General features: G+C 28.5%; 10 protein-coding genes. All 10 read right to left on the bottom strand.

Going from position 1 to position 13,052, the window contains the following annotated elements:
• Window positions 1-834: 834 nt before the first annotated feature.
• Window positions 835-1,149, bottom strand: a complete 315-nt coding sequence (locus tag OF377_RS00720) for a hypothetical protein (protein ID WP_263835988.1) — start codon at window positions 1,147-1,149, stop codon at window positions 835-837.
• An 11-nt stretch (window positions 1,150-1,160) separates the two neighbouring features.
• The gene (locus OF377_RS00715; RefSeq protein ID WP_263835987.1) at window positions 1,161-2,846 is read right to left on the bottom strand and encodes an ATP-binding protein; all 1,686 of its coding nucleotides are present in this window, start codon (window positions 2,844-2,846) and stop codon (window positions 1,161-1,163) included.
• Between the two features lie 15 nt (window positions 2,847-2,861).
• On the bottom strand, window positions 2,862-3,554 hold the full coding sequence (locus OF377_RS00710; RefSeq protein ID WP_263835986.1) for a hypothetical protein: 693 nt from the start codon (window positions 3,552-3,554) through the stop codon (window positions 2,862-2,864).
• 131 nt (window positions 3,555-3,685) lie between these two features.
• The gene (locus tag OF377_RS00705) at window positions 3,686-5,041 is read right to left on the bottom strand and encodes a DEAD/DEAH box helicase (protein ID WP_263835985.1); all 1,356 of its coding nucleotides are present in this window, start codon (window positions 5,039-5,041) and stop codon (window positions 3,686-3,688) included.
• On the bottom strand, window positions 5,019-6,551 hold the full coding sequence (locus OF377_RS00700; protein WP_263835984.1) for an MATE family efflux transporter: 1,533 nt from the start codon (window positions 6,549-6,551) through the stop codon (window positions 5,019-5,021). The genes OF377_RS00705 and OF377_RS00700 overlap by 23 nt, the downstream gene beginning before the upstream one ends.
• Window positions 6,551-7,219 carry a deoxyribose-phosphate aldolase gene (gene deoC / locus OF377_RS00695; protein ID WP_263835983.1) on the bottom strand — a complete coding sequence of 223 codons (669 nt, stop codon included), beginning with the start codon at window positions 7,217-7,219 and terminating at the stop codon, window positions 6,551-6,553. Before deoC ends, OF377_RS00700 begins: the two co-directional genes overlap by 1 nt.
• A 75-nt stretch (window positions 7,220-7,294) precedes the next feature.
• A complete protein-coding gene (locus tag OF377_RS00690) occupies window positions 7,295-7,993 on the bottom strand; it encodes an MPN527 family putative ECF transporter permease subunit (protein ID WP_263835982.1) in 699 nt (232 codons plus the stop codon).
• A complete protein-coding gene (gene ligA / locus OF377_RS00685; protein ID WP_263835981.1) occupies window positions 7,974-9,983 on the bottom strand; it encodes an NAD-dependent DNA ligase LigA in 2,010 nt (669 codons plus the stop codon). Before ligA ends, OF377_RS00690 begins: the two co-directional genes overlap by 20 nt.
• Window positions 9,984-9,997: 14 nt before the next feature.
• On the bottom strand, window positions 9,998-11,242 hold the full coding sequence (locus tag OF377_RS00680; RefSeq protein ID WP_263835980.1) for a potassium channel family protein: 1,245 nt from the start codon (window positions 11,240-11,242) through the stop codon (window positions 9,998-10,000).
• 11 nt (window positions 11,243-11,253) lie between these two features.
• The gene (locus tag OF377_RS00675; RefSeq protein WP_263835979.1) at window positions 11,254-13,005 is read right to left on the bottom strand and encodes a hypothetical protein; all 1,752 of its coding nucleotides are present in this window, start codon (window positions 13,003-13,005) and stop codon (window positions 11,254-11,256) included.
• Between the last annotated feature and the right edge of the window lie 47 nt (window positions 13,006-13,052).

Raw genomic sequence — 13,052 nt, 5'->3', positions numbered from 1 at the left:
ATGTATTTCAAACAATAAAGTATTGCTAAAAAGAATTTGATTTAATATTTTCTTTTTGCTTATAACTTATTAAAATGTTTGGAATATTTGTTTTTTTAAAAAAATGGCAATTATACTATTTCAAATTCAAACAAAAATACCCACAAAGCAATTTAGAAAATTGCGGTTTCTAATTTTAATATTACTGCCAATATTAATTTGATTTTTTATTTTTAAATACTTAAGTTTTGTATTTAAAAATGATTTGAAACAAAATTAATGATAGCACACCGTTCATTAATTTACACAGAAAATGAAATTATTAGCATTTATTTTGTGTAAATTTACAATTTTTTTACCTTTTCTTAACTATACTATCAAAATAAAATTATTTGTCTTTTTATAACAATTTGCAAAATAAATAAACAAAAATATTGCTTTATTTAAAAATATATCAAAGGTGAAAAATAAACATTAAACAATGAAAAGTTGTAGCATAATACAAGAAAATCATACAGGTATAAAAGTGTTTTAGAACTAATAGTATTGTAGTCAAGAACATTGTTATTATTGATTTTGTGTTATATTGCCTTCTGGTTTGTCTTTAAAACTAAAATAGAATGTTCTAACACGAAACTTTACTACTAGAATAAAATCGAATAATTATTTTTATGGGATACTTAGGCATTGCTTTTGTTTTTAATCAATAAAGTTATATTTTGTAACTAAACTTTTGTTGTTTACATTTTTAGTACTTAAAAAACTTTTTAAACAATCTACTAAAGGTGTTATTATATTGCGCTTTATTGCGCAAAAAACGAAGTGTTTTTTAGTATAACACTTCGTTTTTTTACATTATTTGTTGTTGTATTTATCTGCAAATGTTTTGAATAAATCAAAAATAAATTCAATTGGATAAATTTTTTCGTTTTCAATTGCTGATTTCGCAACGTCTGTCAACCTTACATCCAATTTATTTTCTTCATCAGGAACACTTGCTTCTTCTGTATCTACAATTAAAGATAAAAAATTGCTGATATTTGTTGGGTTTCATTGCTCACTAGGATTGTCGATCCTAACAGCTATATGTTTTCCTTTGTTATTTTTACGTAATTTGTCATAACTAATAGTAATACTGTTATTTTCTTTATTGAAGTCAATTGTTATCATATTTTATACTCCTAGTTCCGTTTTGTTTTTTGAGATAAAATCATATTTCGTTTTTTTAGAGTTTCATATGAACCCTCTAGATAAGTAGACTGGGCATTTTCCCCGTTTATAACCTCATCGTTGTTTTTGAATTTGTCACTAATATTTTCTGCGTGGATATCTGTTGAGATAACTTTTCCCTCTAATAAAATTCCCAAATTCGCGTTGTGGGTAATTAAAAAAATTTGTTTATTATTTTCGCTTTGTTTTTTAATTTCAGGCAATAGATCATTTAATACAGTTTGGGAATCTAAGTTATCTTCAATTTGATCTAATAATAAATAGTTGTGGTTTTGAACATCATAAGTAACACTTTTAATCGCATATAAAACTCCGAAAAGCGTTTTTTCTCCATTAGACATATCTTTGTATCGTTTATCACCAGCGTATAATTCAACTTTGTCTTCAATCAGTTCTTTAATTACACCTTTTCATTTTGATTCATCTATTTTAATTTTATTTAAGTCTAGATAATTATGTTTTGTATCACAAATACATTTTTTAATAATGTTATTTTTTAAAATATCACCTTCGGAATCTGTATCAATAACAAAAGGTTTCAACCGAAATGTTAAGTTATGGTTCGTTTTGTAATATTCACTAAAATCTCAATCAATATTAATTGGTTTATCAATAATTTCTTTATATTTAGCACGAATATTATTTAAAATACTAATCGTTTTTGTAAAATAATTTTTAACATCTTTGAAGTCATCAAAAATTTGGCGTTCTAAAGAACGTTGTTGATTAATTTCTCCTTTTTTTTCTTTTAAGGTGTTTTCGAAAATACGATATATTTTTTTATGTTTTGTTAATCTCTCTGTTGTTTTTTCTAATAAAGAACATTGGTTTCTTAACAATTCATCAATGGCATGTTGATTTTCTTTTAAGCTAATAATCGTTGATTCATCAACTAGTTTATATGTTTGATTTTCCAAAGTATTTAATTTGTCCACAAAAGTTTGAAAACTATCAAAATCATTTTGAAAATTTTTTAGAGCATTTGTGTATTTATCTTCAAGCATTTTTATATCATTATCTATTTTTTTTACAATATCACGACTATCATATTTAATTTCGTCGTAAAAATTAGTTGTATTACTTTGTAAATCTTTTAAACTTTTCTTAGTTTGAAAAAAGGATGTAAAATTCACACTTTCGTTTTCTAAACTTTGATATTCGCTAATTGCATCTTGTAGTTCTTTAAAAACTTTAAAAACATTATCTAACGGATTGTTTCTGTTAATTTTATCAACTAGTTTCTTAATAACATTTTTCTTCTCTTTTTGAACAAGATCTGTGCTATCTAATGATATTTTTCGTTTATCATCCTGGGTTATATAACCTGGAATTACTTTTTGCAAATCGTTATAAATGAGTTCTTTTTCATTTGATTTATAATTAATTTCTCTATGACTTGAATTATCAAATACCTGTCCATCATAACTAATACTCTTAACTTCCCAACCTAAATAATTATAAAAAGATGTTAAATCAGGGCTCTTAACATTTTGGCGAGCAATCGCTAACGCAATTATTAATAACAAGGAGCTTTTTCCTGAACCTTTTTTTCCTAAAATAATATTTAGATTTGGGGAAAAATCAAGTTGGTATGTTTCACTTGTTTTTTTATTAATAAAAACAATATTATTAATCATTTATTTTTTCATCTCCTATATCTTATTGATAGGGTTAATTTTATTAGCAGTAATGGCTTTTTTTACACTATTAAAGCTACAATCTTCAACTTCTAATTTCGTGTAGTAATAACTATGTTGAGGATAATTATTTCAGTCGTGAGTGTCGCTAAAATAAACTTCTGGTGCTAAAATCCCTTTTTTACGCATTTTTAAAACATTTTTATGGTCTAAATCAATGGTGTCTAATGCATCTACCCTGACCCCTATTAAATCCTCCACACTAACCTCATCTCGCGCTTTTCCTACATGAGGAATAATTAAGCAATTAAAATCTGCTAGTTTCTCAACCAATTGTTTGTATGTAATACTTTTAAAATATTGATTCTTTCATGGTTTAAAATTATTACGACAAAATTTCCTAATCTCCTGGATGTCCTGATGAGGATCAAATACAATCACAACTTGTGCTTTTTTGTTTTTATTTAACGAAGTAATATCCACTTCAATTCCAGGTCACACAATAATTTCTGGTTTGTATTGTTTTCCTAACAACACCCGCTGCTCATATTTTTTAATATTTAGATCATAATGATCTGAAAAACACACAATGTCGATTTTATGGTATTTTAAAACATTCATTATTTCATTATCATCAGTATTAGTAACCTTTGAACCAAACGGGTTTGAATCAGTAGTATGTGTGTGTAAATCAATTCTAATTTCCATATATTTTTCCTAACTTGTTAAATCCTATCAACGTAAATTTTACTACATAATTTTTTTATTTTCTTGGTGGTCACTAGTATTAAAAAATATCTATTAGCGTGTTATAATGTTAATAGATATTTTTTAATAAATTATTTTTCTTGTTGTGAATTTTTCATTTTATAGCCTCGAATTCGGTGGGCATTCATTTTTTTCTCAATATGAGCACGTTTATTTTTTTGTTGAATTTTTGCAATTACAGTCTTTAATTTCTTTTTGTAACCAGGTTTAACTTTTTTATCCGCCTGTAAAATTGCTTGTTTGATTTCGATATTTGTTTTAAAATCAACTGGTGGTTTATTTTTCTTTCATGTGTATTTAAAATTCACTAATTCATTGTTACGAATCCGTTTATGTGCAAAGTCGATTCCTTTTTTCACAAGTTTTAAAAGTTCGCTCGATGTTTGCCGGTTGTCATACAAAACATATGACTCCCCTGTATATTTTCCTCGACCGGCACGACCGGCACGGTGAACATAAAACTCACTCTCAGTTGGTAAATCGTAACTAATAACATGACTGGCTCCATCAATGTCAAGTCCCCGACTTGCTAAATCGGATGCCACCACGTATTGAAATTGCAGATCTTTCATTTTTTTGTAAGCGCTGTTTCGATCACGCTTTTGCAAATCCCCATGGAACATACCAACGTTATAGCCTTGTTGTAAAAGTTTTTTGTATAATTGTTCTACTTGTTTCTTGGTGTTGCAAAAAATCAAACATAAATACGGATCAATTGTGCGCATAATTGTTGCTAATGAGTGATCTTTATCATGGTTGTGCACAATGATGTGTTTAATATTTTTGTTCGTGTAGATATTTGTTGCGCTATTAACAATCTTTGTATCTCCAAAATACTTTTTAATTTGAATTGATAACATCTCATTAATTGTTGCTGAAAAACTAATTTTTTGGACATCAAACTTGTTCACACGTTCCATCACGTAACCAAGATCGTTGACAAATCCGTGTTCCATCAACATATCTGCTTCATCAAAAACTAATGTCTTTAGATTACGTAAATCCAAATAATTATTTTCTAAAAAGTATTTTAATCGATTTGGTGTTGCAATAATAATTTGGTTTTTATTTCAATCTTTATTGATTTGTTTATCAAGATCAACACCACCAATTAATGCTTTAATAAACAAGTGTTTGTTATAGTCACTAAAGGGTGACAAAGCATGATTAATTTGCATTGCTAACTCTTTGGTTGGCACAATAATTAACGCTTGTAAGCCAATACTAAAATCTAAATTGTTTAAAATAGGTAAACTAAAAGCTAATGTTTTTCCAGTTCCTGTTTCTGCAATTCCAACTAAATTTTTTCCCTTGTTCAAGTATCCAAAAGTATCTTTTTGAATTTGCGTTGGTGTCTTAATTTTTATTTGTTCTAAAACATCATCGATTCATGGTTGTAAATTTCTAAATTTTGTTTTGATTCCCATTAATAACACCCCTTTCTTTGTCTTCTAAAATAACTGTTTTATTTCATTTTGTTTTTAAGAATATGATCCAACCCAGAAGATATTTAAAAATGTTTTCACAATACATAATCACAAACATTCCATAAATATTGTATTTGTTATTCGGATCAACATTAACTGTTGTCATTAAACCAATAATTATCATCCAAATCGTAACTGAAAGAATATCCATAATCAATAGGAATTTGCTTCCCCCACCACGAATTGCTGAATACATAAAGGCAAACGGAAATTCAAACATCACCTTAATCAGCAGTGTGTATTCCAAATAAGTTGCAGTTTGCACAATTGCCTGTGATTTTAATTGTTCTTCTAAACTGTCATTTGCTGGTGGGTTCAATCATTGGTTTATAAATGTTGATAAAATCAAAATAATAATACTTAAAATTGCTGCAATAATATAACTTCAATTGATTAAACGTTTTGCATTTTGCTTTGCTAATTCGTTCCGTTGAGCACCGAGTTCCGCAGTCACAACTACAGATGTTACTGCTGCTGAACCAGGCCACATTAATGCAACAAATTGTATCAGCAATGAAACTGTTGCAATTGCATGCCTTTGGTCACTGTAATAATTCAACATAAAACCAATAATAATAGTTGTACCTAGTGCAAATAAAAACTCGTTGATAACAATTTGTCATCCTACTTTAATTGCTTGTCTAAAAATCAAACGGCTAATAAACATGTGATTGAAAATATAATATGGCCGATCCTTTTTAAAAAGACTTAATATCACCAAAAAGATAGCGTTTACCCATCGAGCAAACAAAGTTGCAGCAGCAACCGAAATAGTTGCACTATATAGATTGTTTTGAAAAACCTTAACCAAAACAAGATCCAAAACAATATTTGTACCTAGTGCAACAATTGCAGAAATTAACGGTCATATTGTTGATTTATCTTGTCGAATCCCGGTTGCATATGTAAAACTAATGATAAATGGTAAGAGTGTAAAAGCACTGATTCGTAAATAATCTGCAGCCAATTTATTGGTTAAAGCAAACGATTCAATATCATTTTGATTCCCGTTTTCTTTTAATTCAGAACCACTAAAAATACCAATTAAATGTTCAGGAATAATAACCGCAATAATTGCAATTAAAGTCGCTGTAATTAAACCAATAAACAATGAAAAATTCATTGTTTCCTTAAAACGCATATAGTCCTTGCGACCATAATACTGAGCCCCTAGTGTAGCTCCCATTGATGTAATTGCGGTCATTAGAATAATTGGTAAAAACATAACTTCCACAGCCAAAATTGCAGCTGTTTTTGCTTCTATTCCGTGTCCTCCAACATTAAAACTAGCTAATAAAAATGAGTCAATAACAGGAACAATCGTTAAAACAACAAAATTTAAAACAGCAGGAAAAAACAATTTGGAAACGATTTTTATAAATTCCTTATTTCCAAAATGTTTTTGTCAAAAATTATTATTTTTTTGATCATTAAGCGAATAGTTAAACATTAATAATCACTTTCGCCTATCTTTGCGTTTTTAAAGATCTTAATAGCTGATGAAGTTCCAATTCTACTTGCGCCTGCCTCGATAAAGCGAATTAAATCATCAAAATTTTTCACACCACCAGCTGCTTTGATTTGTTTATTGTCCTTTAAGATATCTTTTCATAATACAATATCTTCTAATACAGCGCCTTGGCTTGCAAACCCTGTAGAAGTTTTAATAAAATCAGCATCAGAAGCTAAAATTAAATTAGCCGCAAAGATTTTTGTCTCTTCATCTAAAACAGCTGTTTCAACAATTACCTTTAAAATATGGTTTCCAATCGCTTTTTTAACTTCATTAATTTCTCATAAACAGTACTCAAAATTCTTGTTTCGTAACTCATTAATATTAATTACCATATCGATTTCATCAGCACCATCTGCAATCGCTTTTTGGGCTTCAAAAATCTTGGCTCCAATCGTATTCATTCCTAGGGGGAACCCAACAACTGTTGTAATTTTTACATCTTCATCTAGCAAAAGGTGTTTTGCATATTTTACAAAAAATGGTTGAATACAAACGCTAAAAAAACCGTATTCAATAGCCTCATTTACCAAATTATTAATATCATCAAAACTAGCTGTATTGACTAGCAATGTATGGTCGATATACTTATTATAATTATTCATTTTTTATCACCGTCTTATTTAATTGTAATATATTTGACATATTTAAAAAACCATAGGATATTATCCAAAGGCTTTTTAAGGTTTATGATAGTAGTTAAAACTGAAACGCTTATCTTGTTTTTGTGTCTGCTTCATAACTCGCGGTTTGTAAACGATTAAACGGACGAACAACATTGCTAATATGATAACTCCTAAATATTTTAATAAGTTAAAAGGCAAATATAATGCAAAGTTTCCAGCGTAATAATTTGGCGCATTCAATAAATAAGGGTTAGGTTGATAATTATTAGCAATTTGCACAAAATTCATCGTGCGCACTAATTGATATGTGTATCAATATAGTGGTGTAAATAATGTTATATTTAATAAAACACTAATTAAAGAAGTAATTAGGGCACTTAGCAAAACATTAATTAATAAAAAACGTTTCAAATGAAAGAATTTTTTAAAAATAACTCTAATAAACAATAAACATCAACTGATAAAGATTAAATTATTAACACTTACAATCATAACACCAATTCAACTTGCTGATGAGTAAAAAAAGTTAAATAAACTTCCCAAAACTGTAACTAAATAAACATATCGGATTCGTACACGATACGCAAGAACTAATACACTAACCATCGCAAAATCAAAAACTAGAAAATTAAATTTTAAAAATGAAGATAAGAAGTTAATTAACAAAAACATTGCTAACATCACTGCACTTAAAGCAAAGTCATAAATAATTTTATTTACGCTTGTATATGACTTATTTTTTTCAAAACTCATTACTAATTATTTTGACTCCTAAACTTTCTGCTTTTGTTTTTTTACTGCCTGCGTTTTGGCCACATAAAAGATAATCTGTTTTCGCGCTTATATTCCCCGCGACTTTAATTTGATAAACGTTTTCTAAAATATTTTTAATCTCATTACGCGGCTGATCAAATGTTCCTGTAATAACAAAAGTTTTATTTTTATATTCATCCTTTTTTGCATAAGCATTTAAATCAATATCAGAAATATATGTAACATTGATTCCATAACTAATTAATTTATTAATCAAGATTTTATTATCATGATTAGCAAAAAAATCTAATAATGAATTTGCCGCTTTTTCCCCGCACAAATCAACTTGCGTTAAATGTTCAAAATCTGCGGACATTAATAAATCTAAATTACCAAAATTTTGAGCAAGTTTTTTAGCTAAAGTATGACCTACAAACCGAATTCCTAAACCAGTAATCAAACGTTCAAATGAATTTTTTTTCGATTTCTCAATATTTGTAATTATGTTATTAAAACTTTTTTCCTTAATTTTTAGGTCTAAACCATAAATTATTTGCTCATAATCCTTCAAACGATACAAATCACTTACATCATTAATTAATTTATGTTCGTAAAATTTCTTAATAATTTTATCCCGTAAGCCATCTATATTCATTGCATTACGAGAAACAAAATAGATAATTTTTGCAATCTGGACTTGAATACAACTATTAGGTTGTGAACAATACCAATCAACTTCTTCATCATTTCTAACTAGTATAGAATTACATGATGGACAATTTGTTGGTTGTGCAAAAATACAAGCATCTTCCTTCCGTTCTTTAAGAATTACTTCGTCAACATACGGAATTACATCGCCTGCTTTATATAATGTAATTACGTCATTAATGCGAATATCTTTATCTTTAATAAAATCATAATTATGCAAAGCAACATACTCAATGATAGAGCCTTGAAGCTCAATGGGTTCAAGCAATCCTGTATAAGTAATTTTTCCAGTTCGTCCCACATCTATAATAATATCTTTTAGTTTGGTTGATTTAATTATTGCAGGAAATTTGTAAGCAATTGCTCATTTCGGAAATTTTGATGTATATCCAATATCATTGTAAAGATTATAGTTGTTAACTTTAATAACAATACCATCAATCTGATAAGGTAAATCATACCGAATATCACCCACGTTTTCAATAACACTCATTACCTGGTTAATATTCTTAACGGTTTTAATCAATTCGTTGGTATGAAAATTTTGTTGCTTCAGCCATGCAAGTGTATCTTCCTGGCTGAACAAACCAATAGCGTTGGCGTTAACTACGTAATACATATATGATTGCAAATTTCGTTCTGCAACAACTTTATTATCTAAGCTTCGCAGAGTTCCGCTAGCTGCATTTCTAGGGTTTGCAAATCGCTTGTTTTGTTCATCCAAACCATCATTTAAACGCGTAAAATCCTCATTACTCATAAAAACTTCTCCGCGTACTTCAATTCGCGTATTTTTGTACTCATCACCAATGTACCAAGGAATATCCTTGATCATTTTGACGTTATGAGTTACATCTTCTCCCACTTGCCCATCACCCCGCGTTAACGCTTGGACAAGTGTTGAATTTTCATAAATTACGCTAATTGATAGACCATCAATTTTTGGTTCGACAACTAAACCATTAATTTGGTTTTTATATTCACCCAAATCTGAAACAAATTTATTTAAATCGTTCTCATTAAAAGCGTTTGCAAGTGATAACATTGGGGTTTGATGTTTAACTTTGTTAAATTTATCTAAAACAAACCCACCAACCCGAATACTAGGCGAATCAGCAGTTTTAAACTCAGGATTGCTTGTCTCAAGTGCAATTAATTCCTGCATAGCTTGATCATACACATGGTCAGGTACACTGGGGTTGCTTAAAGCATAATATTCGTAGTTTCATTGATTTAAAGATTGACGTAAATCATTGATTCGTTGTCTAATGTCTTCCTTCATAACACACCTATTGATTATCGTTTACTTGGTTTTCTTAAAATTCAATTAATTTGACTTTTTTTCTTAGCAAAGTCATCAACTAATCCCTTTAACAATTTAGGATTCTTCCGAGCTGTTCGTTGGTTAAACATAATCATTCGCTCTTTCTGAATATCTTGTTTAACGCTTTCTTCATCATCTTTATCTTGATTTTTATATTTTTTAAATTCATCAATAATTTTTTCAGAAAAATCATTTAGTAAGCGTTCATTTTCTGATTGAAATTGTAAAAGTTTTGTGTTGGTTCTTGCACGCGCAGATTCATTCAAAACCGAAATAATTCCTGATGCAAATAAAGACGTTAAAAACCCGTAATATGTTACCCCAATAATTCCCATCAATGATGCGAAAAAACGACCTTGTTCACTCACAGGCGCCAAGTCACCATAAGCAATTGTGGTAATTGTACCCACAGCAAATCATAGCGAATCGCCTAGCGTTTTGAATTTATATTTATCACTATCAAGATTAATATTATGTTGTTGATAATAATCTTGTTCAACTCGTAAAATAATAAAACTTAAAACAAAAGCAAATACCAAGATTACAATAATTGAAGATAGCAAAATTCGTCAACGACGTTTAATTACCTCTCCAAAAACATTTATTTCAGAAGCTAGTACTGTGTTATTAATAATTTTTTTATGCAAGCCTAAAATTTTAAACAAAATGGCTGCGGGAAAAAGATCCATAAACACAACATTATTTACAAAATCCTTAAATAAACTAGGATCTGTATTAAATTGTGGATGCATTATCATTTGCTCTAAGCCTGTATGATAAATAATAATCACAATTAAAAATGATCCAAAATCAAGAAAACTTGTGAATCTAAACGGAAATAATAAAAAAGCTTTTAGACGGCTTCATTTATACTGTGAATAATCCGCATATATCCAACGTAAAAAGTAATCAAATAAAAAAATATAGTTAATAATATAGAAAGCTAAAAAATAGTTTTTAATAAAACGATGGTGTACTAAATTTAAAGTTTCAGCTGCATTTTTGTTCAACTCTGCTTGATTATAAATGATTATGGTAGCAGAACAAACAACCATAATCATTAAACATAATTGGTAAATAAAAGCTATGGCCGAACGAAGGTTCATAATTTTAGCATAAGCTTGCATATCTGTAAACTCGAATAAAGCAAACCGAAATCTATTGAAATACAATAATTTGTTCTGATTTTTGAAATTTCTAATTTCGAGATTAGTCATAAATATTCCTTTTAAATTGTTTCGTTTACAATTTCGTACTCGCCGTCAATTAAACGGTAGTATAGATGTTTGTTATAGCAAACAATAATTAAATTTGCAATATCATCGTTTGATGCTTGTTTTAGGGTATCTTCTAATTCGCTAATAAATGAAACTTCTTTGCTATGAGAGATAACCTTGATGAAAATATCTTCATCTTGGTTGTTTTTATATAATGCATCATAACGCTCAGCTAAATCGTCAGCAATCTCTTGAAGAGTGTAGTTTTTAAGCACTAAAGCATTATTAAGAGCTTTGATTTGATCATGCTTATTATATGTTTGACTAATTGCTTTTTCCCCAAATTTTTCAAAATCAGCAAAAATATTTTTATCAATATCTTCAACAAAATAGTCGTTCATATTAAGAATAAAACCAATGTTTTTATATAATGAAACATTCCGGTTCAAAATGTCATTTAATTTTAATTGTACATAATATTTTGAAGAACGAATGGCTTCTCGGGGACGCCCATAAATTAAAATATCAGATAGCATTGTTTCAAAATCTGTTGGTTCAAGTGCTTTAAAAACTAATAAGTGAAAGAAATCAACAAAATAATATTGTGCTAATTTACTTAGAATAAACTCTTCATTTCTACTTGCAAACTTTTTAACATCCAGTAATAATGATAAGATTTGATTATTACTTGAAGAGTAGTCAATAAACCGATAAATACTATTCACAAAGTATGGAAATGTATTAATCATTTTTCGTAAATTAATATTAGAAATTGTTGATAATTGGTAAGATAAAAAATTCATAATTCGTCGCGAACTTGTCTTAGTTTTATATTTATCTAACCGAATAATTAGACGTTTATCTTCCTCAATTAAATTACGAAAAACTTTTCGTTCATCAAGATATTTAAAAAACGAAACATTAAAAATTACTGTATTGTTAAAGGAATTCAAGGTTTTAATATATTTCAATAATTTACTATATGTAATATTGCTTGTGTCCACAGTGTCATAAAAAAACGTATAATGCTTATTTATAACCATTTTTGATGAATGCATAAATCTATCATATATGCTATTTGGGTCGTACTCACTGGTAGTATGACGTTCCTCAAAATAATATTTTTTGTAAATATTATTTAATGTTTTATCAATGTTATAAACCAGTAAATCACGTCGGTTGGCACGCAGGTTATTAAATAAAGAAATTAAGTTTGATAAGATAATTGCTCCAATTAAAGTAAATAATGCGGCAACAATTCCGATGAATCCTTGTCGAGATCAAACTTCAATAATTTCTTTCGTACGTAAAAAAACAATTGAAATTAGAGGAACAGCAATTGTTGCTCCAATTGTACTAAAGGTTGTAATAATAGGAATTAAATAAACTCGCGATCGGGATTGAATTTCCTTTTTATTAACCGCATTATCAATTTCATCAATTTGACGAACGACTTTGGCAATTCGTCGTTTTTTTCATCATAATGCTAATTTTGTTTCCTTTTCCCAATATTTAAAATTTCCAAGGGTAGTGTTTGCTAATAAAAAACCTTTAATATCTTCAATTAAACGTTCTTCATGCGCAGTTGAAATGGATGATCATTCAGGAAGATTGGGTTCAGACAGTACAATCATATCATTTAATATCTGATAGACCTTTTCATCTCCCTCGCCATATAAAGCCACCACTTTTTTGTCTTTACTATGGATTACTTTATATAGCTTTTCAATTTCCAATTCAATAGAATTTCTTGTGGTATACATATTTTGTTCGCTTCCTTATATCTCTATATATTATAAGTAAAAACATT

Origin of the sequence: Ureaplasma sp. ES3154-GEN (assembly GCF_025780075.1) — a bacterium.
In the GTDB taxonomy this organism is placed as follows: Bacteria; Bacillota_I; Bacilli_A; order Mycoplasmatales; family Mycoplasmoidaceae; genus Ureaplasma.
The sequence above is the reverse complement of the archived record's forward strand: the minus strand, read 5'-3'. Positions and strand labels throughout refer to the sequence as shown.